20 protein-coding genes, 1 tRNA gene, 1 pseudogene and 1 riboswitch are annotated in these 22,068 nt (G+C 55.3%); of the genes and pseudogenes, 19 read left to right on the forward strand and 3 right to left on the reverse strand.

Annotated features, from left to right (window positions below):
* The first annotated feature begins 14 nt into the window (after window positions 1–14).
* The 6 genes from LINBF2_RS07325 to LINBF2_RS07350 are packed head-to-tail and all read left to right on the forward strand — an operon-like array spanning window position 15 to window position 4,752.
* Window positions 15–377, forward strand: coding sequence for a DUF2237 domain-containing protein (locus LINBF2_RS07325; RefSeq protein ID WP_281887835.1), 363 nt, complete (start codon window positions 15–17; stop codon window positions 375–377).
* Window positions 368–1,057, forward strand: coding sequence for a 4a-hydroxytetrahydrobiopterin dehydratase (locus tag LINBF2_RS07330; protein ID WP_281887837.1), 690 nt, complete (start codon window positions 368–370; stop codon window positions 1,055–1,057). Before LINBF2_RS07325 ends, LINBF2_RS07330 begins: the two co-directional genes overlap by 10 nt.
* Complete coding sequence (locus LINBF2_RS07335; RefSeq protein ID WP_104797238.1) at window positions 1,054–1,401, forward strand: hypothetical protein; 348 nt, start codon at window positions 1,054–1,056, stop codon at window positions 1,399–1,401. Before LINBF2_RS07330 ends, LINBF2_RS07335 begins: the two co-directional genes overlap by 4 nt.
* The gene (locus LINBF2_RS07340) at window positions 1,373–1,540 is read left to right on the forward strand and encodes a DUF2256 domain-containing protein (protein ID WP_281887841.1); all 168 of its coding nucleotides are present in this window, start codon (window positions 1,373–1,375) and stop codon (window positions 1,538–1,540) included. Before LINBF2_RS07335 ends, LINBF2_RS07340 begins: the two co-directional genes overlap by 29 nt.
* Complete coding sequence (locus tag LINBF2_RS07345; protein ID WP_281887843.1) at window positions 1,537–3,198, forward strand: FAD-binding domain-containing protein; 1,662 nt, start codon at window positions 1,537–1,539, stop codon at window positions 3,196–3,198. The genes LINBF2_RS07340 and LINBF2_RS07345 overlap by 4 nt, the downstream gene beginning before the upstream one ends.
* Window positions 3,199–3,207: 9 nt before the next feature.
* Window positions 3,208–4,752 carry a cryptochrome/photolyase family protein gene (locus LINBF2_RS07350; protein WP_281887845.1) on the forward strand — a complete coding sequence of 515 codons (1,545 nt, stop codon included), beginning with the start codon at window positions 3,208–3,210 and terminating at the stop codon, window positions 4,750–4,752.
* 134 nt (window positions 4,753–4,886) lie between these two features.
* Here the strand turns inward: LINBF2_RS07350 and LINBF2_RS07355 are convergent, their stop codons facing one another.
* A complete protein-coding gene (locus tag LINBF2_RS07355; protein ID WP_281887847.1) occupies window positions 4,887–7,118 on the reverse strand; it encodes an NADP-dependent isocitrate dehydrogenase in 2,232 nt (743 codons plus the stop codon).
* A 230-nt stretch (window positions 7,119–7,348) separates the two neighbouring features.
* Between LINBF2_RS07355 and LINBF2_RS07360 the strand changes: the two genes are divergently transcribed.
* The 11 genes from LINBF2_RS07360 to LINBF2_RS07410 all read left to right on the forward strand — a co-directional run bounded on the left by LINBF2_RS07360 (window position 7,349) and on the right by LINBF2_RS07410 (window position 19,554).
* Complete coding sequence (locus tag LINBF2_RS07360) at window positions 7,349–8,140, forward strand: sulfite exporter TauE/SafE family protein (RefSeq protein WP_104797233.1); 792 nt, start codon at window positions 7,349–7,351, stop codon at window positions 8,138–8,140.
* Between the two features lie 21 nt (window positions 8,141–8,161).
* Window positions 8,162–9,946 carry a nitrite/sulfite reductase gene (locus tag LINBF2_RS07365; RefSeq protein WP_281887850.1) on the forward strand — a complete coding sequence of 595 codons (1,785 nt, stop codon included), beginning with the start codon at window positions 8,162–8,164 and terminating at the stop codon, window positions 9,944–9,946.
* A 38-nt stretch (window positions 9,947–9,984) separates the two neighbouring features.
* A complete protein-coding gene (locus LINBF2_RS07370) occupies window positions 9,985–10,356 on the forward strand; it encodes a DUF934 domain-containing protein (RefSeq protein ID WP_281887852.1) in 372 nt (123 codons plus the stop codon).
* A 46-nt stretch (window positions 10,357–10,402) separates the two neighbouring features.
* Complete coding sequence (locus LINBF2_RS07375; RefSeq protein WP_281887854.1) at window positions 10,403–11,158, forward strand: phosphoadenylyl-sulfate reductase; 756 nt, start codon at window positions 10,403–10,405, stop codon at window positions 11,156–11,158.
* Between the two features lie 22 nt (window positions 11,159–11,180).
* Entirely contained in the window at window positions 11,181–12,110 is a 930-nt protein-coding gene (gene cysD, locus LINBF2_RS07380; RefSeq protein WP_281887856.1) for a sulfate adenylyltransferase subunit CysD, read from the forward strand.
* A gap of 13 nt (window positions 12,111–12,123) precedes the next feature.
* The gene (locus LINBF2_RS07385; RefSeq protein WP_281887858.1) at window positions 12,124–13,422 is read left to right on the forward strand and encodes a GTP-binding protein; all 1,299 of its coding nucleotides are present in this window, start codon (window positions 12,124–12,126) and stop codon (window positions 13,420–13,422) included.
* A gap of 97 nt (window positions 13,423–13,519) precedes the next feature.
* Window positions 13,520–13,846, forward strand: a complete 327-nt coding sequence (gene fdxA / locus LINBF2_RS07390) for a ferredoxin FdxA (RefSeq protein WP_104797227.1) — start codon at window positions 13,520–13,522, stop codon at window positions 13,844–13,846.
* 23 nt (window positions 13,847–13,869) lie between these two features.
* Window positions 13,870–14,910: an NAD(P)/FAD-dependent oxidoreductase gene (locus LINBF2_RS07395; RefSeq protein WP_281887861.1), complete on the forward strand. Its 1,041-nt coding sequence runs from the start codon at window positions 13,870–13,872 to the stop codon at window positions 14,908–14,910.
* 23 nt (window positions 14,911–14,933) lie between these two features.
* Window positions 14,934–15,036: riboswitch (TPP riboswitch) on the forward strand.
* Between the two features lie 72 nt (window positions 15,037–15,108).
* Window positions 15,109–17,244, forward strand: a complete 2,136-nt coding sequence (locus LINBF2_RS07400; RefSeq protein ID WP_281887863.1) for a TonB-dependent siderophore receptor — start codon at window positions 15,109–15,111, stop codon at window positions 17,242–17,244.
* Window positions 17,245–17,265: 21 nt separating this feature from the next.
* Window positions 17,266–19,443, forward strand: a complete 2,178-nt coding sequence (locus LINBF2_RS07405) for a TonB-dependent siderophore receptor (protein WP_281887865.1) — start codon at window positions 17,266–17,268, stop codon at window positions 19,441–19,443.
* Between the two features lie 35 nt (window positions 19,444–19,478).
* Window positions 19,479–19,554: transfer RNA gene (locus LINBF2_RS07410), tRNA-Asn, on the forward strand.
* Window positions 19,555–19,649: 95 nt separating this feature from the next.
* Here LINBF2_RS07410 and LINBF2_RS07415 read toward each other — a convergent pair.
* Both LINBF2_RS07415 and LINBF2_RS07420 read right to left on the reverse strand, forming a co-directional pair.
* Window positions 19,650–20,117, reverse strand: a complete 468-nt coding sequence (locus tag LINBF2_RS07415) for a hypothetical protein (protein ID WP_281887867.1) — start codon at window positions 20,115–20,117, stop codon at window positions 19,650–19,652.
* Window positions 20,118–20,134: 17 nt separating this feature from the next.
* Window positions 20,135–20,554 carry a hypothetical protein gene (locus LINBF2_RS07420; protein ID WP_281887869.1) on the reverse strand — a complete coding sequence of 140 codons (420 nt, stop codon included), beginning with the start codon at window positions 20,552–20,554 and terminating at the stop codon, window positions 20,135–20,137.
* 242 nt (window positions 20,555–20,796) lie between these two features.
* On the opposite strand from LINBF2_RS07420, the gene LINBF2_RS07425 reads away from it, so the two are divergent.
* Entirely contained in the window at window positions 20,797–21,117 is a 321-nt protein-coding gene (locus tag LINBF2_RS07425) for a hypothetical protein (protein ID WP_281887871.1), read from the forward strand.
* A 186-nt stretch (window positions 21,118–21,303) separates the two neighbouring features.
* Window positions 21,304–21,549, forward strand: a pseudogene (locus LINBF2_RS07430) (transposase); the annotation flags it as partial.
* Window positions 21,550–22,068: the final 519 nt, after the last annotated feature.

The following is a 22,068-nucleotide window of genomic DNA, read 5'->3' on the forward strand; positions in this document are numbered from 1 at the left end:
ACGAAAGCCCCACCATGACCACCGAAGCACGCAACGTTTTGGGCACTGCCCTGGTGCCCTGCTCTTACGACCCGCTCACGGGCTACTACCGCGACGGCTGCTGCCACACCGACGCGCACGACCAAGGCAGCCACGTGGTGTGTGCCAAAGTCACGCAAGCATTTTTAGATTTCTCGCTGCAACGGGGCAACGACCTGATCACCCCGCGCCCCGAACACCGCTTTGCGGGCCTCAAAGCCGGCGACCGCTGGTGCTTGTGCGCCCGCCGCTGGCAAGAAGCCTTTGAAGCCGGCGTGGCCCCGCCTGTGGTGCTGGAATGCACGCACGCCAAAGCCCTTGAATTCGTCACGCTGGAGCAATTGCAGTCATGCGCTTGAACACACACCTTGCTTGCGTCGAACTGCGCGACCTGCACCTGAAGACAAACATTGGTACGTACGGCCCGCACGATGTGGTGCCCGATGCCCACATGCTTGACCTCACGCTGTGGCTGTCGCCCGCGCTGGTGCTGATCGCCCAAGACGGCATGGCCCATGTGTTTGATTACGACCCCTTGGTGGCCGAGATTGACCGCCTGGCAGCCGACGGCCATTACGAAACACAGGAGCGCCTCATCACACGCATCGTCCAAGCCTGTGCGGCTTACCGTGAAATAGAAGCCCTGGACATTGGCTTGTGCAAGTCACCCGTGCGCCAAGGCTCGGGCGCGCTGGGCGTGCGCGTATCGGTGGATGCCCACACGCTCAACGCCCTGCGCCAAATTGAATCCACAGACGTGCAACAGGCGATGAACTCTCTATCTGGGTGGGCGCTAGACACGCACCCACAGCACCACACGGCCTGCCTGTTCAAAAGCTGGACACTGCCCAGCTTCGAGGCGGCGGTGGCACGGTTCAACCAAATCGCCCAACTCGCCCAAACCCAAGACCACCATCCCGAAGTGCTGTCGAGCTACACGCAGCTGCAGGTGCGCATTTGGACCCATGATGCAGCTGGCCTGACGCACAAAGATTTCACCCTCGCCCAAGCCATCGACCAACTGAGCACCACCCCATGAAGTACCTCCAAAAACTCGATGGCTTTCAACGCTCCCCCGCAGGCTTGGAGTGGCAAATTTGGAAAAAGTTGCACCTCATTTTGGCCGTCGGCACAGCCCTGCCGCTGCTGGCCAGTGCCGGTGCGTATGTGTTGGATGGGCTGGATTCCGCCACACAAAATGCACGCGCGGTGGAGCAGTTTTTTTATGTGATGCTCGGCGTGGTCATGCTGCACTGGACACTGGTGCTGACACTGGCCATTGGCTGCGTGATCGTGATGTTGATGAAAGGCCCCGCCTACGTGGCCGACGCCTACGAGATGGAGGAACTGCCCCTTGGCTCAGAAAAACACATTCAAAGGTAACAAGCAAAGCCTGCCCAGCAAGCCCTGCAAAACCTGCGGGCGTAACATGACGTGGCGCAAAGCGTGGGCTAAAAATTGGGAGCAAGTGCTGTACTGCTCGGACGCTTGCCGCAAAAACAAATCAGCCACGGCCTCATGAGTTACGAGCTGGTTTGGTTCAAGCGAGACCTGCGCTGGCAAGACCATGCGGCCCTGGCCCAAGCCGCGCTGCGCGGGCCTGTGCGCTGCATTTATGTGGTGGAGCCCGAGCTGTGGCTGCAACCCGATGCCGCCTTGCAGCACTTTGAGTTTGTACGTGAATCCCTGCAAGCCCTGGATGACGCGCTGCGTTTGCAAGGCTGCTGCGTTGAAGTGCACACGGGTGAACTACCCGACGTGCTGAGCCGCATTTGGGCGCAAGCGCCCTTTCGCCAAATACACGCGCACCAAGAAACAGGCAACGGTTTTACCTACGCACGCGACCTGAGGGTGGGCGCTTGGTGCCAAGCGCACAACGTGGGTTGGCACGAGTACCCACAGTTTGGCGTGGTGCGCAGACTGAAAAACCGCAACCTGTGGCAACCCGCTTGGGAGCGGCACATGGCCGAGCCTGTGCAAGATGTGGGTGAGTTGAAGTTTTGGCAGCCGTCTGTCAACGCACCCGCGACCACATCGCCACATGCCATGCCCCATACATCGCGTCACACATGGTGTACGCCATTGCACATGCAAGCCCCCTCGCATCTGCAACACAACCCACCGCTGCGCCAACGCGGTGGCCGTCCTTTGGCACTAGACACCTTGCACAGTTTTTTGCACGCACGCAGCTTGGGCTATCGCGGCGGTATTTCGTCGCCGTTGTCGGCGCCCGATGCATGCTCGCGTTTGTCCGCTTACTTGGCATGGGGATGCATCAGTATGCGCGAAGTGGTGCAACACACACGGGCACACATCGCGCAGCTTCCCCCCAGCGCCAGCCGTCACCGCGCAGGCTTGACGGGCTTCATCAGCCGTTTGTACTGGCACTGCCACTTCATTCAAAAGTTAGAGAGCGAGCCCGCCATCGAGTGGCGAAACATGCACCGCGGTTACGACGGCCTGCGCGAACACGATTTCAACGAAGCACACTTCGAAGCCCTCAAAGCCGCACGCACAGGCTGGCCCATGGTGGACGCGTGTGTGACCATGTTGCGCGAAACGGGTTGGCTGAACTTTCGCATGCGCGCCATGCTGGTGTCGGTGGCAGCCTATCCGCTGTGGCTGCATTGGCGCCCCATGGGCGAATGGCTGGCCACGCAGTTTTTGGACTACGAGCCAGGCATCCACTGGAGCCAACTGCAGATGCAATCGGGCACCACGGGCATCAACACCACGCGCGTGTACAACCCCATCAAACAAGCGCAAGACCATGACCCTCATGGTCGCTTTGTTCGGCAGTGGCTGCCCGCCCTGCGCCAAGTGCCCGACACCTGGCTGTTTGAGCCGTGGCTCATGCCGCACACGATGCAGGCACACCTTGGCGTTTTTGTGGGCAGCAATATGGGCAACGACATGGGCCGTGACGCAGGCAGCACTTTGGCAGAGCCCGTCGTCGACTTAGCCCAAGCCACACGCGAGGCCAAACAGTTGCTGCACAGCCGACGGCAAACCGACGAGGTCAAAGCTGCCAAGAAAGCCGTGGTGGACAAACACGCCTCGCGCAAAAACTGGGGCACACGGACAGGCGCTGGTGCAGATTCAACACCTTCACGCAAAGCCACACGAGCCTCTGCCGACAACACCCAAGCGGCCAAAGCGCAACTTGGTTTTGATTTTTAAAAAGCCCACATGACCACATCACGCAAACGACTCATCCTCATCTTGGGCGACCAGCTGGACGAAGACGCATCAGCTCTGAGCGACTTCGACCCCACGCACGACACACTCTGGATGGCCGAGGTGCTGGAAGAATCCACACACATCCCCTCGTCCAAGCAACGCACCACGGTGTTCTTAAGCGCCATGCGTCACTTCGCTGAGCACCTGCAAGCCCGCGGCTGGCCCATGGTGTACAGCCAGCTCGACGACGCAGACAACACGGGCACCTTGCCCGGTGAACTGAGCAAAGCCATTGCGAAAGTGCAGCCTCAGCAACTGGTGATGACCGCCCCCGGCGACTGGCGCGTGTTGCAAAGCCTGCGCGCTGTGGCACAGCAACATGACTTGCCGCTAGAGATCAAAGACGACACACATTTCTTCAGCACCGTGCTCGACTTTGCCGCGCATGCCGAAGGACGCAAACAGCTGCGCCTTGAATATTTCTACCGCGAGCTACGCCAAAAAAATGGCATTCTGATGGAAGGCAAAAAACCCATTGGCGGCCAATGGAACTTTGATGCCGACAACCGCGGCAGCTTTGGCAAACAAGGTCCGGGCATGTTGCCCTTGCCCACTCGCATCGCACCCGACGCCATCACCCAAGACGTGATGCGTTTGGTCAACGACAAACTGGCGCATCACCCCGGCTCCATCGCGCAGTTTGGTTGGCCCGTCACACGTGCGCAAGCCTTGGTGGCCTTGGATGAATTCATCACGCACCGACTGCCTAGCTTTGGGCTGTACCAAGACGCGATGTGGGAAGGCGAAGTGTGGCTCTACCACTCGCACCTGTCGTGTGCGCTCAACTTAAAGCTGATCAACCCACGCGAGGTATTGGCTGCGGCTGAGGCAGCTTTTCACAATGGCCATGCGCCGTTGCAAGCGGTGGAAGGTTTTGTGCGCCAAATTTTGGGCTGGCGTGAATACGTGCGCGGCATTTACTGGACCCACATGCCCGACTACGCCGAGGGCAACGCCCAACAAGCGCACGAACCGTTGCCCGAGTTTTACTGGACCGGCAACACCGAGATGGCCTGCTTGCGCGATGCCATTGGCCAAACGCTGCAACACGGCTACGCGCACCACATCCAGCGCCTGATGGTCACAGGTCTGTATGCATTGCTCTTGGGTGTAGAGCCAAAACAAGTGCACCAGTGGTATTTGGGTGTCTATGTAGACGCCGTGGAATGGGTGGAGCTGCCCAACACGCTGGGCATGAGCCAGTTTGCCGACGGCGGCCTGATGGCCAGCAAGCCCTATGTGGCCAGTGGCAAATACATCGACCGCATGAGCAACCACTGCAAAGGCTGCCGTTTCAACCCCGCCGAATCCACGGGTGACACCGCCTGCCCTTTCACCACTTTGTATTGGGATTACTTGGGTCGCCACACCGACATGCTGGCCAAAAACCCTCGCATGTTGATGCAACTGAAAAACCTCAACCGACTCACGCCTGAGCAGCGCGAAGCCATTGCCGCGCAGGCAGAGACACACCGCAAACAACTTCGGGTCTAACTTAGCGTCTAATTTCGCGCCTAACTTTGCGCTCAGCAAAAAGCCCCTCAAGCTTTTGGGCTTGAGGGGCTTAGAGGGATATGGTAGTCAGGCTACCTCGCCAAGCTTGCCAGAGGCCTGAACCTCTGTGAGGCTTAAACGCTAGCCAAAGCAGCGTTCAGCGTGGCGCTTGGGCGCATCACGGCTTCAAGCTTCTTAGCATCGGGCAGGTAGTAGCCGCCGATGTCAACAGGCTTGCCTTGCACGGCATTGAGCTCGTCGACGATCTTCTTCTCGTTGTCGGTCAGGTTCTTGGCCAAAGGCGCAAACTTGGCTGCCAAGTCTTTGTCTTCCGTTTGCGCTGCCAACTCTTGTGCCCAGTACATGGCCAAGTAGAACTGGCTGCCACGGTTGTCGAGCTGACCTGTTTTGGGCGATGGGTTTTTGTTGGTGTCCAACAATTTGCCAGTCGCTGCATCCAAAGTCTTGGCCAACACAGTGGCTTTGGCATTGCCGTTTTTCAGGCCCATGTCTTCGAAAGACACGGCCAAGGCCAAGAACTCACCCAATGAATCCCAACGCAAGTGGTTTTCTTCCACCAACTGTTGCACGTGCTTAGGTGCAGAACCACCCGCACCTGTTTCGTACATGCCGCCACCGGCCATCAAAGGCACGATGGAAAGCATCTTGGCGGAGGTGCCGAGTTCCATGATGGGGAACAAGTCGGTCAAGTAGTCACGCAAGATGTTGCCGGTCACCGAGATGGTGTCCAAGCCACGGCTCACGCGCTCCAAGGTGTAACGCATGGCGCGCACTTGAGACATGTGCTCGATGTGCAAGCCATTGGTGTCGTGGTCTTTCAAGTACAAGTCAACCTTTTTGATCAACTCGTTCTCGTGAGGACGGTATGGGTCCAACCAGAAGATGGCGGGCATGCCAGAGTTGCGTGCGCGCGTCACAGCCAACTTCACCCAGTCACGGATGGCAGCGTCTTTGACTTGGCACATGCGCCAGATGTCGCCTTCTTCGACGTTTTGGCTCAACAAGACTTCGCCTGTGGCCAAGTCGGTGATGTTGGCTACGCCGTCTTCTTGAATCTCGAAGGTCTTGTCGTGTGAACCGTATTCTTCGGCTTGTTGCGCCATCAAACCCACGTTAGGCACAGTGCCCATGGTCTTGGGGTCGAAGTTGCCGTGCCACTTACAAAAGTTGATCATCTCTTGGTAGATACGGGCGAATGTGGACTCAGGCATGACAGCCTTGGCGTCCTTCAAGCGACCATCAGCGCCCCACATCTTGCCGCCATTGCGGATCATGGCGGGCATGGAAGCGTCCACGATGATGTCATTGGGTGAATGGAAGTTGGTGATGCCTTTGGCCGAATCGACCATCGCCAATTCTGGGCGGTGCTCGTGGCAAGCGTGCAAGTCACGCTTGATTTCGTCTTGCTGGCTTTGTGGCAAGGTGGCGATCTTGTTGTACAGATCAGCCATACCGTTGTTCACGTTCACACCCAACTCGTCAAACAACTTGGCGTGCTTGGCAAAGGCTTCTTTGTAGAAAATCTTCACGCAGTGACCGAACACGATGGGGTGAGACACCTTCATCATGGTGGCTTTCACGTGCAAGGAGAACATCACGCCTGTTTTGTGTGCGTCTTCGATTTCTTGCTCATAGAACTCGACCAACGCTTTTTTGCTCATGAACATGCTGTCGATGATTTCTTTGTCGAGCAAAGAAACTTTGGGCTTCAACATCACGGTTTTGCCGCTCTTGGTGATGAGTTCCATCTTCACGTCACGGGCTTTGTCCAAGGTCAAAGACTTTTCACCGTGGTAGAAGTCGCCGTGGTGCATGTGTGACACGTGCGAGCGAGAGGCTTGGCTCCAGTCGGCCATGCTGTGTGGGTTCTTGCGAGCAAACTCTTTCACAGCGCGAGGGGCGCGGCGGTCAGAGTTACCTTCACGCAAAACGGGGTTCACCGAGCTACCGATGCACTTGGCGTAGCGAGCCTTGATGGCTTTGTCTTCATCAGTCGTAGGAGCTTCTGGGTAGTCGGGCAAGGCATAGCCTTTGGACTGCAACTCTTTGATGGCGGCGGTCAACTGGCCCACAGAGGCGCTGATGTTTGGCAGCTTGATGATGTTGGCTTCTGGCTTCAAAGTCAGTTTGCCCAACTCGGACAAGTTGTGCGGTACGCGTTGCGCTTCAGGCAACAGATCAGAAAACTCACCCAAGATACGGGTTGCCACAGAGATGTCACTAGACACCACGTCGATGCCAGCAGGCGCGGCAAAGGTACGAATGATGGGCAAGAACGAAGCGGTCGCCAACAAGGGGGCTTCGTCAGTCAAGGTGTAAACGATTGTGGATTTATCAGCAGCCATTGCTCGGTCTCATTCTTTATTTGGATAGGGTGAAAGAAATACTGTTTTCTTGTGTTTTGCGGCGGTTAACCACGCACAACAAAGCGAACATTATCCACGCGACTTTAGTCCAATCGCCCCTGCGCTTTGCTTACGCCACGACCCGCTGAAAAATCCTTATTCCAATTTGACATATATGTACAACTAAGAAATCGTTGGTTTTGGCATAAAGACCACCTACAGTCCATGCCATGCAAGATTTTGGTTTCGTATTCGCGGGTTTCTTTGTGGGCTTGGTCGTCGGCTTGACCGGGGTGGGCGGCGGCTCGCTGATGACGCCCATCTTGATCTTCTTCTTTGGCGTCAAGCCCTACATGGCCGTGGGCACCGACCTGCTGTTTGCGGCCTTCACCAAGGCGGGCGGCACGTTCAGCTTTGCGCGTCAACGCATCGTGCCTTGGCGCGTGGTGATTTCCTTGTGCGCAGGCAGCATTCCAGCTGCGGGCGCCACGTTGTGGGTACTGCACAACATTGGTCCGTCTGACCCCGCTGTGCAAAAAGTGATGACGCTCACCCTAGGCATCGCCCTGCTGCTGACCGCCAGTGCCATGCTCTACAAAGTGATCCGTGGCAAACAAGCGCCCGTGGTTCTGGCCGAAGAAAACTTGCGCCAAGCCACCCAACCCCGCCACTGGGCCCTGCCCGTGTTGTTTGGCGCTGCCATTGGCATCTTGGTGACCCTCACTTCGGTAGGCGCAGGCGCCATTGGCGTGACGGTGCTTATGATCCTGTACCCACAGCTGCCGCTGTCACGCATCGTGGCAGCCGACATTGCCTATGCCGTGCCGCTGACTATGGTGGCGGGCTTGGGCCACGCATCTTTGGGTTCGGTGGATTGGTCTTTGTTGGGCCTGCTGCTGACCGGCTCTTTACCCGGTATTTGGTTGGGCTCTCGCCTGATGCACAAAACGCCTGAGCGCGTGATTCGTTCCATTCTTTCTGTGTTGCTGGCATGGGCTGGCAGCAAGTTGGTTTTTGCTTAATTTTTTCGTTTGAGTTCTTAGATGTATCAATACACCGCCTTCGATTCAGAGTTTGTCAAAGCACGCGCGGCGCAGTACCGCGACCAACTCACCCGCAACTTGGCTGGCAAATTGGCCGACGATGACTTCCGCCCTTTGCGTTTGCAAAACGGCTGGTACGTGCAACGCTACGCCCCCATGCTGCGCGTGGCAGTGCCTTACGGCGAACTCAACAGCGCACAGCTGCGCGTGTTGGCCCAAATCGCCCGCGACTACGACACGCCATCGGCTGAACTGATCGAACGCGCGCAAAGCACCCAAGACAAGATTGGCGGTATTGACGCGCCCAAGCTGACCACCAACTACGGTCACTTCACCACCCGTCAAAACGTGCAGTTCAACTGGATTCCTTTGGACAAAAGCGCCGATGTGATGGAACTGTTGGCCAGCGTCAACCTGCATGGCATTCAAACCAGCGGCAACTGCATTCGCAACATCACCAGTGACGAGCGTGCCGGCATTGCGGTGGACGAAGACGTCGACCCACGCCCTTACGCCGAAGTGCTGCGCCAGTGGAGCACCTTGCACCCTGAGTTCGCTTACCTGCCCCGCAAATTCAAAATCGCCATCACCGGCGCCACCGAAGACCGCGCTGCGATTGAGTGGCACGACATTGGCCTGCGCCTGCTGCGCGATGAAGAAGGCAATGTGGGTTTCAAAATTTACGTGGGTGGTGGCATGGGCCGCACGCCCATCACAGGCACTGTCATTCGTGAGTTCTTGCCATGGAACCAAATCATCAACTACCTCGAAGCCGTGGTGCGCGTATACAACGGCTGGGGCCGTCGCGACAACATCTACAAAGCGCGTATCAAAATTTTGGTGAAGGCCGAAGGCCAACGCTACTTTGACGAAGTCAACGAAGAGTTTGACCGCATCTTGGAGAGCGGCGCACACCACACCATCCCGCAAGTCGAGCTTGACCGCGTGAGCGCCTGCTTTGTGCTGCCGCCCGTGGACGTGGTGTCGGACGAAGCCCAAGAGAAAGCCGAACAAGCGTTACTGACACAGGCCCGTGCAGACAAAGAGTTCACCCGCTGGTTGCAACAAAACGTGACCAGCCACCAGAACCCTGGCCTACGCGTGGTGACCCTGTCATTCAAACGCTTGGGCCAAGCACCAGGCGATGCGACAGCCGACCAGTTGGCGATTGCAGCTGACTTGGCTGAGAAGTACAGCTCCAGCGAAGTGCGCGTGAACCACGACCAAAACTTGGTGCTGCCTTGGGTGCGCATCGACCAATTGGCCGACTTGTACCAAGCCGCCAAAGCCGCTGGCTTTGCCCGCGCCAACGTGCACCTGTTGACCGACATGATTGCCTGCCCCGGCGGCGACTACTGTGCCTTGGCCAACGCCCGTTCGTTGCCCATCGCAGCAGCCATCACCGAGCGTTACCAAGACCTCGACGAGTTGTTTGACTTGGGCGAGATTGACTTGCACATCAGCGGCTGCATCAACTCATGCGGCCACCACCACAGCGGCCACATCGGCATCTTGGGTGTGGATAAAGACGGCCAAGAGTGGTACCAAGTCACCCTCGGCGGTTCAGACGGTTCGTTCTTGAGCGGCCCATCCAAAGCTGGCAAAGTGGTTGGCCCATCGTTCGCAGCCGCCGAAGTGGTGGACGTGGTGGAAGCCGTGCTGGACACCTACCGTGACAAGCGCGAAGGCCACGAGACCTTTGCACGAACGCTGAACCGTGTGGGCTTTGATGTGTTCAAAGCGGCGGCGAACTCGGCCCGCAACACCACCGCCCGCGCCAACTAAATACACGGCCTCAGCCTGAACCCGATACGAGAAGAACTATGAGCCTGCAAATCATTTCCCAACACACTTCTGAAGGTGCCAATGCCCGCGCTTTGGCCAATGACGTGGACGTGCAAACCCTCGACCTCGAAGGCTTGGAACGCATCGATTTGAACTTCCCTAAGTTCACCGATGGCCGCGCTTTCAGCCAAGCTTTTGTGCTGCGACGCCGCGGCTTCACCGGCGATATCCGCGCCCACGGCGATGTGTTGATTGACCAATTGCTGCAAATGCAACGCAGTGGTTTTTCCAGCGCTGTGCTGCGCGATGACCAAGACGCAGCACACGGCGAAAAGCTGTTGACGCACTACAAAGCTTTCTATCAAGGCGATGCCGTTCAGCCCGTGCCTAATTTCGCTCAAGTGGCGTAAACGGCACGAACGGTTTCAATCCTCCCGACACACGCTGCATCTTTTCATGAGCCAATCCTCTTTTCTCTCGTCCGGCGGCACGTCCAAAGCCACCACGCTAAATGCTCGCGCCAGCGACGACTTCGCTGCCAAGCTTGCTGAAACCCAAGCCTTGCTGCAACGCGCAGCGGCTGAGTTTTCGCCTGTCACGCAAGCTTCTAGCCTCGGCGCTGAAGACGTGGTCATCACCCACATCATCAACAGCTTGCAGCTCGACATTCCTGTGTTCGTGCTCGAAACCGGCGCTTTGCACACCGAGACTTTGGCTTTGCTGGAGCGCACCGAGGCCACCTCACGCGCCACGATCAACGTATATCGCCCTGTGCATGAATCGGTCATCCAATTTGTGCGTCACCAAGGCCAAGACGCGATGTACAAAAGCATAGCCCTGCGCAAAGAGTGCTGCGGCATCCGCAAGATGGAACCGCTCGCACGCGCCCTGCAAGGCCAACGCGCTTGGATCACCGGCTTGCGCCAAGAGCAATCCACCGCACGCGCCGATGTACCGTTGCAAGACGACAGCGAAGTGACGACCAAGAATTTGACCAAGCTCAACCCCTTGGCCAAATGGACCTGGGGCGATGTGTGGCACTACATCGCCACGAATAACGTGGACTACAACCCACTGCACGACCAGTTTTTCCCCAGCGTGGGCTGTGCACCTTGCACACGTGCCATCAGCCTAGGCGAAGAGTTTCGCGCGGGTCGATGGTGGTGGGAAGACGAAGCCGCCAAAGAGTGCGGCTTGCACGTGAAGAAATAAAAGTTAGATACCGAGAAACGTCATGAACGCTAAAACCCAAAACGAGTTGCACCATTTAAGCAACACCCACCTCGATGCGCTGGAAGAAGAAACCATCTTCATCTTGCGCGAAGTTGCCGCCGCTTTTGAGCGCCCCACCCTCTTGTTCTCGGGCGGCAAAGATTCGCTGGTCATGCTCAAGTGCGCTGAGAAGGCGTTTGGCTCAGGCCGCATCCCTTACCCACTGTTGATGATCGATACGGGTCACAACTTCAAGGAAGTGACGGACTTCCGCGACTCACGCGCTAAGGAATTGGGCGCTGAACTGATTGTGCGCAGCGTCGAAGACTCGATGAAAAAAGGCACCGTGCGCTTGGCCCATCCGGGTGAGAGCCGCAACGTGCACCAATCGGTCACCTTGCTCGAAGCCATTGAAGAATTCCGCTTTGACGCGCTGATTGGTGGCGCACGCCGAGACGAAGAAAAAGCACGCGCCAAAGAACGCATCTTCAGCCACCGCGACAGCTTTGGCCAATGGCAGCCCAAGGCACAACGCCCTGAGCTGTGGACCCTGTTCAACCACAAGTTGCAGCCCGGCGAGCACTTCCGTGTGTTCCCCATCTCCAACTGGACCGAGCTCGACGTGTGGCAATACATCGCCCGCGAAAAAATCGCGCTGCCTTCGATCTACTACACGCACAAGCGTGAAGTGGTGGACCGCCGCGGCCTGTTGGTGCCTGTGACAGAACTCACGCCACCCAAAGACGGTGAGAAGGTAGAGATTCGCGATGTACGTTTCCGCACCGTGGGCGACATCACTTGCACTTGCCCGGTCGAGAGCGACGCGGCTACGCCTGAGCAAATCGTCATCGAGACCTTGGCCGCCGACGTGAGCGAACGCGGTGCCACACGCATGGACGACAAGACATCTGAGGCTTCGATGGAGAAGCGCAAAAAAGACGGATATTTTTAAGACGGTGAATGAGATGACGACAAAAAATACAACTACCAACAATGACGTTCAAAGCGCCCTCAAGTTCATCACCTGCGGCTCGGTCGACGATGGCAAAAGCACCTTGATTGGCCGCCTGCTGGTGGACACTAAAGCCGTTCTGCAAGATCACCTAGCCGGTGTGCAGCGCTCGGGCGAAACTGATCTGGCCCTGCTGACCGACGGCTTAAGCGCCGAGCGTGAACAAGGCATCACGATTGACGTGGCCTACCGCTACTTCAACACCGAAGCACGCAAGTTCATCATTGGTGACGCGCCCGGTCACGAGCAATACACCCGCAACATGGTGACCGCTGCCTCTAGCGCTGATGCTGCCGTAGTGTTGGTGGACGCCATCAAGCTGGACTGGAAAAATCCAGCACTCGAGTTATTGCCGCAAACCCGCCGCCATTCGCTGCTGGTCAATATGCTGCGTGTGCCCTCCATCGTGTTTGCCATCAACAAACTCGATGCGGTGGAAGACCCCGCACTGGCGTACAAAAACATCGAAGCTGCTTTGCGCAAATTTGCCAAAGAAGCGGGCATCACCATCACAGCCATGGTGCCCGTATCCGCCCTCAAAGGCTGGAACGTGGTGACCACCGAAAACAATGACCAAGCCGCTTGGTGCGGCTACACAGGCCCTAGTCTGCTGAGCATCTTGGAAGAGTTGCCCAACACGCCAGCTGAGACCGAAGTGGCCTTCAGCTTCCCCGTGCAGTGGGTGGAAAAGTTCCACGACTCAGGTGTGACCACCCAAGGCCGACGCGTGTTCTGGGGCCGTGTGGCCACGGGCACCATTGAGCCAGGCCAAACCATCAAAGTGTTCCCAAGTGGCCAAACCGCTGTGGTGTCGCAAGTGTTGTCCGCCACACGCGAGCCACAAAACAAAGCCGCAGGCCACAGCGCCGGCATCGTGCTGGACCGCGAAGTGGATGTGTCGCGCGGCGACTGGTTGCTGGCTGCGGAAGGAAGTCCAGAAGGCCAACGCCAGCTCAACACCACCATCGCTTGGATGGACGACGAGCCCTTGGTGGCGGGCCGTGTGTACTGGGCTTTGCACGGCCACCGCTGGGTCAAGGCCAAAGTGCAACGGGTGGTGCACCGCCTGAACGTGAACACTTTGGCCGAGGAAGAAGCAACAGAGCTTGCCCCCAACGCCATTGGCCACGTGACTTTGGCACTGCAAGAGCCTTTGGTGACGCTGCCTTTCAAGCAGTCGCGCATCTTGGGCGCGCTGGTGTTGGTGGACACGGCCACTCACAAAACCTCAGGCGCTGTGCTGGTGAACTAAGCCAGCTCAAAGCCCTGAATTGAATCCCGTTTAAAATCATAGGCTTGGCGCAACACATGTGTGTTGCGCCGTCTTTTTACCCATCGATTGAATTGTCATGACGCACGTTGTCACCGAAGCCTGTATCCAATGTAAGTACACCGACTGTGTGGACGTTTGTCCCGTCGACTGCTTCCGCGAAGGCCCTAACTTCCTCACCATCGACCCAGACGAGTGCATCGACTGTGCGGTGTGTATCCCCGAGTGCCCTGTGAACGCCATCTACGCAGAAGAAGACGTGCCTGAAGGCCAAGAGCACATGACCAAGCTCAACGCTGAGTTGTCGCTCATCGGCTGGCCAAGCATCACCAAGCGCAAAGCGCCTATGGCCGATGCGGACGCTTGGAAAGACAAAAACGGCAAGCTCGCCGAACTCAAGCGCTAAGCACTTCAGCGCAAATAGCCCCTATGACGGCAGCCACGATTCATACTGACGCCGTCATCGTGGGCGCAGGCCCAGTGGGCCTATTTCAAGCTTTTCAGCTCGGGCTGCAAGACATTCGCAGCCACATCATTGATGCACTCCCCCACGTTGGCGGCCAGTGCGTGGAACTGTACGCAGACAAACCCATTTACGATATTCCCGGCATTCCTGTGTGCACGGGCCGTGAGTTGGTGGCGCAACTGCAAACGCAAATTAAACCCTTCGCACCTACGTTTCATCTCAACCAAGAAGTGACCGAAGTCGAACGACTGGACGATGGGCATATCTCTGTTCGCACCTCCACAGGCCTGTACTTTGTTTGCAAGGTGCTGGTCATTGCAGCGGGCGTGGGCGCATTTCAAGCGCGCAAACTGTCCGTCGAAGGCGCAGCAGAACTTGAAGGCACACACGTGCATTACCGCTTGGGCGATGCCTCGCGCTTTGCAGGCCAAGACGTGGTGGTGTTGGGTGGCGAAGAGTCTGCCGTGGCGACGGCTTTGAAACTCACGCTCGAAACAAAAGCACCACGCAGCGTCACGCTGATGCACCGCCGCGATGTGTTCACCGCCGAGCCCGTGCTGCTGCAAGCCATGCGTGATGCGGTGGCCAGCGGCAAGCTGCAACTGCAAATCGGCCAACCCACCGCCTTGCTGAACACATCCAACCAACTGCACGCCGTGCAAGTGGCCACGCCGGATGGCCAAACCATCGAGCGCCCAGCACAGCATGTGTTGGCGTTCTTGGGCCTCTCGCCCAAGCTCGGTCCGATTGCCAACTGGGGCTTGGCGATGGAGCGCAAGCAACTGGTGGTCAACACCGAAACCTTTGCCACCGATGTGCCCGGCATCTTTGCCGTGGGCGACATCAACACCTACCCCGGCAAGAAAAAGCTCATCTTGTGCGGTTTTCACGAAGCCACCCTCGCCGCTTTTGGCGCGGCCGCCATCGTGCACCCCACACGAAAGACCCTGTTGCAATACACGACAACATCGACCGAGCTGCACCGCTTGCTCGGACTCGCTTAAAATCCATACCGCGTTAGCAATAACGCATCCGCTAGGGGTGTTGAAGCCGTCACCGACTTCGACTGAGAAAGTCCCTTTGAACCTGATTGAGGTAATCCTCGCGCAGGGAAGCTTGGTCTTACAACGAGGCTCTTCACTCACCAGAGCACACACTCGTTTCAAAGTCAGCCGACCTGTCATAACGTTTAAGGAAACGTCATGGCAAACCATTCGCCATTCTTCAAGGCCACGCGCATTTCTGCGGCAGTGGCGTTTTGCATTGCATCCAACGCTTGGGCACAACAAAGCCCCACTGAAATCACCATCACCGACAAGTTGCCTGCGCGCGTGTCGGGCTTTGGTGATGTACCAGCGCAAGAGCTGCCCTTCTCCACCACCACCATCACCAGCACAACCTTGCAAGACATCGGTGCGCAACGCGTCTCTGATGCCTTGCACTTAGATGCATCGGTCACGGACAGCTACAACTCACCGGCCTATTGGGACATGCTGAGTGTGCGTGGCTTCACTTTAGACAACCGCTACAACTACCGCCGTGAAGGCTTGCCCATCAGTGCCGAAACCATGATTCCCATGGACAACAAAGAACGCATTGAATTGCTCAAAGGCACCAGCGGTATTCAAGCAGGCACCAGCTCTCCTGGCGGTTTGGTGAACTATGTGGTCAAGCGTGCGCCAACAAATGCTGAACAACAAATTCGCAACATCACGATGAGTTACGGTCAAGGTGACAACCGTTTAGTGGCTGCAGATTTGGGCGGCCGCTTTGGCGAGGCCGCTGAATTTGGCTATCGCTTCAACGTCGCACACGAAGACCTCAACCCCTACATTCGCGACACCAAAGGCCAACGCGATTTAGTTGCGCTAGCGATGGACTGGCGCCTTAAGCCAGGCACTGTGATTGATTTTGAATTTGAGCAATCACACCGAGAGCAAATTGGTATCAATGGATATAGCTTGCTCGGAGGTGTGCTTCCTGCACCCGTTGATCCACGTATTAACTTGACACGCCAACCGTGGGCATTACCTGGCGTTTTTGATGCGATGACGGGCTCGGTGCGTCTACGTCAAGAACTCGATGCAGGTTGGCAATGGACGACGCAATATGGTGCGCAACGATTAAAAACTGACGATCGTTTGATTTTTGGTTATGGCTGTACAAGCCCAACTGATTACACACAGTACTGTGGAAATGGCGACTTTACGCTTTACGACTATCGCAGCAATAACGAACGCCGCCTGACTGATGCACTAGAAAGCGAGATTTCAGGCCAATTAGAAGCAGGTGGACTTAAACATACGCTAGTGGCAAGTGTGTTGCGCCAACGTCAATTAGACAAATTCCCTACGAATCAGTCATACGCTCAAATTCAGGCGTCTGGAAATGTCGCAACGCCATTCAGCAGCAGCCCCAATCCAGATTTCTCGACCCCCAATTCGAACCGTAGCGAATATGCCACTGAATTGAGCCTGAAAGATCGTGTCGAGCTCACCAAGAGCACGTCAATTTGGGCTGGATTGCGGCACGTGATGTTTGATCGTAGTAGCGAACGCAATGACCCAGGAAATCCAAACAGCATGCGTTACACAGGCCATATCAATGCACCATGGTTAGGCGTGTCAACCAAGCTCTCTAGCTTTTTGGTTTATGCATCTCACGGGCACGGCGTGGAGAACTTTGTAGTCCCCAACAGCACCAGCACTTATTGGGTCAATGCGGGACAACAACTGGGTGTCGGAAGAAGCCGCCAAACAGAAATGGGGCTAAAAAGCCTGAATACACAAATCCCTTTGCAATGGCACGCCAACATTTTCCAAATCGAACGTCCTCTTGCCTATGACGATGGCAACGGCAGTCGACTGTTGGACGGCAAGCAAACGCACCGCGGCATAGAACTAGGTGCGAATTCGAAGATGAGCCAATGGACACTCGGAACAAGCGTGCAATGGTTACACGCTCAAATTTCAGATGTCACGCAAACCACTGGCGTTGTCGGCTCAACCCCCCTCAACGTTCCCAAGTTCGTCATGCGCGGCATGGCTGAATACCGCTATGCCAGCGTGCCAGGCTTGCGCAACGCATTACGTGTGTCACATGAAGGCGAACGCCGCGTCACAGAAGATGGCAGCGTGCAGCTCCCCGCTTGGACGACCCTCGACGCGTCGGCCCACTACGATACAAAAGTAAACAACGTGGCATCCACTTGGACATTGGCCATCGATAACGTGGCCGACAAGCGTTACTGGCGGGAGTCGCCCAAACAGTTTGGCCATTACTACCTCTACCCCGGAGCCCCGCGCACTTTAAGGGCTAGCGTCCAATTTCGACTCTGAAGATCAAGTAAAGTCAAAAGGATGAATCGTAAGTCTAGGTTTTTTGGAGTTCCGCGCGTACAAAGTGCTGTTGCACTTTGTATTGCCGCCACCTCATCGGCTTGGGCCCAGCAAAATCCAACTGAAATCACTATCACTGCGGAGCCACCCATTTTGGTATCGGGCTTTGATGGTGTGACTCGGCAAGAGTTACCCATCAGCGTCACCTCCATCAGCAACGCCACCTTGCGCGACATCGGTGCACAGCGGGTGTCAGACGCACTTCGATTAGACGCCTCGGTCAGCGACAGCTACAACCTGCCTGCCTATTGGGACAAGCTCAGCGTACGCGGCTTCGCACTGGACAACCGCTACAACTACCGTCGCGAAGGCCTTCCCATCTCTGCTGAAACCATCATTGCGATGGACAACAAAGAGCGTCTTGAATTGCTCAAAGGCACGAGTGGCGTTCAATCAGGCATCAGTTCACCAGGCGGCTTAGTGAACTACCTGGTCAAACGCGCCCCCACTAGCTCAGGCAAAACCATTCGTGATGTCACACTAAGCTACGGCCCTGGTGACAACCGTTTGGTCTCGGCTGATTTGGGTGGGCGCTTTGGTGACGGCACTGATTTCGGCTACCGCATCAACCTCGCCCACGAGGACCTCAACCCCTACATTCGCGACACTCGGGGCTATCGCAACTTGTTTGCCTTGGCGATGGACTGGCGCATCAACAGCAGCAATCGCTTGGAATGGGAGTTCGAGCAAAGCCACTACGAACAAATTGGCGTCAACTTTTACAGCGTGCTGGGCTCAGACCCAAACAACGGTCGATTTGTTTTGCCAGCGACGGTGGATGGCACACGCAACATCACGCGTCAGCCCACCTCACAACCTGGTGTATTTGATGGTCTCACCGGGACTGTGCGACTGAAACACCAGCTAGATGATGGCTGGATGTGGCGCACGCAGTACGGCACACAGCGTTTGCGCGCAGATGACAGACTCACCTATGCCTCTGGCTGCAGCAGCACTCAAACCAAAAGTTTTTGCCTCGCACCCATGGGGAATTTTCAAATCCATGACTTTCGCAGTGACAACGAACGCCGTCAAACCGAAGCTGTTCACACAGAACTCAGTGGGCAGGCAGACATTGGCGGGTTGAGTCACTACATCAAATTCAGCGTGATGCGACAGCGTTACATCAAGCAAATGCCCTACACCGCGGCAGACACGTTATTGGGCAGCACCAACAGCACCAACGGTGGTTTGACCTCCCCCAGTGGCGCAACCCAATATTGGCCAAACACCAATGCCAGCGACTACAGCACTGAAATTGCCTTCAACGATCACCTGAGCCTAAGCAAAGCCACCGCGGCTTGGTTGGGCCTGCGCCATACACAACTCAATCGCAGCAGCATCATGACCAACGGTGATGCGATGGTGAAAGACGAACGCGGCGTCACAACACCGTGGCTGGCGCTGAGTCATCAGCTTGATGCGAATTACCTTATTTATACGAGCTACAGCGAAGGCCTAGAAACGCAATCAGCCCCCAGCTCAAACAACTACACCAACTCAGGTCAACCACTGCCTGTACTTCGCAGCACGCAGCGCGAGGTGGGTTTGAAAAACCAGCATGAACGAGTTCAATGGCAAGTGACTTGGTTTGACATCACACGCCCAGCCACAACGGATGCCGGCACTTGCGATACGACCGCGAGTAGCTGCACGCGAAAAATAGATGGCCAAGCCCATCACCAAGGCCTAGAACTGAGCGCACAAAACACACTGCAACGCTGGTCTTTCGGCGGCAGCGCCATGTGGCTAGATGCCAAACGTGAAAACGCCACGGTTCAAAGCGCTCTGAACGGTCAGCGACCAATCAACGTACCTCAATACATTTTGCGTGGCATGCTTGAATACCACTTCGCCAGCGTAACGGGCTTGCGATCTGGCTTGCGCCTCTCTCGCGAAGGTGAGCGTCATGTCACTAACAAAGACGACGGCAACCTCATTCTCCCCGCCTGGACCACCGTTGATGCCACGACCCATTACGACACCAAGGCCAACAGCGTAGCCTCTACTTGGACACTGGCGATTCACAACCTCGCCAACAAGCACTACTGGCGCGAATCGCCCAAGGAATATGGGCAATATTTCCTCTACCCAGGGGCACCACGAACCGTTCGTGCAACAGTTCAGTTCCACCTCTGAAAATGGCGCAAAAAATGCGCTATAATTTTTTGTATTCCTCGATAGCTCAGTTGGTAGAGCGCCGGACTGTTAATCCGTAGGTCCCTGGTTCGAGCCCAGGTCGAGGAGCCAAATAGGCAAATGAAATCAAGGGGTTACGTGAAAACGTAGCCCCTTTTTCTTTGCTCCACCACTAAAGTCGGAAGTTTAGTGGTAACCGCATTGCTTCACCCTCCGATGCTCAGGTACTTATTGAACAAGTCCTTTGCAGGTTTAGGTTGACTTGCAAACCACTCAAGTTCCTTGTGCATCTCTGCCACCACCTTGGCGTGGTCATAGCCCTCTGGGATATGTTGGGTGTAGTCTCGATACTGTTCAGACCAAGACCAAAGATTTAAACCTCGTCGATATATTTCATCAATATACGCAGGCACATCTGCATCGAATAAAAAGTCAGCTTCAGATACTGCAGTGATGAAAGCGACCAACTCATTGCTAGTTGCCTTTCCTGCGCCTAAGACTCGCCCCAAAATCTGTCTGACTTCCTGATAAATCTTAAGACGACGCTCATAACGATCCAAATTTAGTTTTTGTTGATTAGTTTTCCATTGTTGCCAAGCGATGTAAGCCGCAATACCAGCGATGACAGGAGTAAGAAGCCCTTGAAAAATGAGCAAAAACTTTTCAATACACATTAGAAAAACTTTCTAATTCAGAACTTTTTTTGAGGCATTGAACATACGCCACGGTGCATCAATCCACCACTGCCAATCAAAACGGAATTTTCAAACTGTCCCGTGTAGCGATTGATTTTGAAGCCCTCTTTCACGTTGAGGTTGCCCATCTGATATAGAGTTTCCGCCACAATTACAGCGTCGTTAGATGAACCACGAAACTCTGCGCCGAGCCCCTCTTTGGACAGTATCACCTTAGAACCAGTACTCCGTTTGATTGTCAACAACTTCGTGTCAATTGTTTCTGACATAGAACCATCTTTTAGATCGGTCGTGCTTTTATAACTACATTCGAGAATAATGTCCTTCATTGGCTCACCAGCAAAACCAACAGGGGCGCAGCAAACCAAAGTAATCGATGCAACAAGACCAGTAAGTGCCTTTTTAAATTTCTTCATGGTGACTCAATAAATCAGCAATTATCAAAATGCCATCTTACGCTCAGTCACTACGATCTAGCCGATAGGACTCGTTAATGCGTGAAGCTACTTTCGGCTATGCAATTCTTTTAATGTATGAAGAAGTCCCTACAAGGCAGGGTCGGTTCCCACACTGAAAAACCTAAAGCAAAGAGGTAACTTCGTGTAGGGATGGGTGAAGCGAGTTGCAATTCCCAAGATGACTTAGTATCATCAGAATGATGAACAAAATTCAAGGTCGTAAGATGAAAAAAACATTAGTTGTTTCACTATCTCTGATAGCAGCTTGCACAGCATCTGCCCAAAACTGGGAGAACAGTCCAAATAACTGGGCTAACAGTCCGAACAACTGGGCTAACAGCTCAAACAATTGGGCAAACAGTCCTAACAACTGGGCAAATAGCCCAAACAATGCGAACAGCAATAATGGCGTATTTGACAATAGTGGCAACCGAATTGGCTACTCCTCACAATCGCCGAACGGCGTGACCAACATCTACAACAACAATGGCGATCGCATAGGGTATCGTCCTGCCCGTTGATCTATTAGGCTGCCAAGGCGCACCTTAAGGTGGAATAAGCCAGTTTGACGCCCTTCTCGCCTTTCAACCAGCGATGGATAGCAAGCAGACTTAAACCAGCTTCTCGCATCGCCTTCATCTCAGCGATCAGCGCTTGTGAATCGCCCCGTGTTTTGAGGAGGCTCCAACCTTTGAGAAGATGGAGCTATGAGCAAATCAAATCGTTTTTCCCCCGAAGTACGCGAACGCGCTGTTCGCATGTTGCAAGACCACCGTGGCGAATATCCGTCCACATGGGCTGCCATTGAATCAATTGCACTCAAGATCGGCTGCGCCCCTCAAACCCTTCACGAATGGGTTCGTAAGCACGAAGTCGACAGCGGCGTGCGCGGCGGCACCACCAGCGCTGAGCATGACCGAATCAAGGAGCTTGAACGCGAGAACAAAGAGCTGCTCGCTCCGCGCAAGACTTAGCCATCAAAACCAATACCAGCATATTGGTATCGCTTGATGGCAAAGATGTGGAATTGACGGCTGCAGACCTCATCAAAATGCGTGAAAAAGAAACGCATCAGTCTCGCCACTAATCAACTGAGCCAGCTACACCGTAGTTTTTGATATCTCAATCCCACGTAGATCTCAGCTACTGAATCTTTTCTAGGTCGATTTTGGCAAGTTAAGTTTGTCAAAAGCTGCATCAATTCGCATAGAAGCTTGACTGATGTCTTCTGAGCTCAGATGAGCGTAACGACGAACCATAGATTCAGACAGCCACCCCCCAAGCTTCTGTCACTCATCAAGCTGTGTTCCGTTCTGACGTTGCCATGATGCCCATGTATGGCGCAAATCATGCCAGCGGAAATTACTGATATCTGCTCGCTTTAGAGCTTGCCTCCAAGCCCTCGTATTCGCATTCGCGATTGGTTTTCCGTTGTAAGTGAAGACTCGGATTGGATGCTTTCCAAATTGGCG

Source organism: Limnohabitans sp. TEGF004, from assembly GCF_027924965.1.
Taxonomy (GTDB): Bacteria; Pseudomonadota; Gammaproteobacteria; order Burkholderiales; family Burkholderiaceae_C; genus Limnohabitans.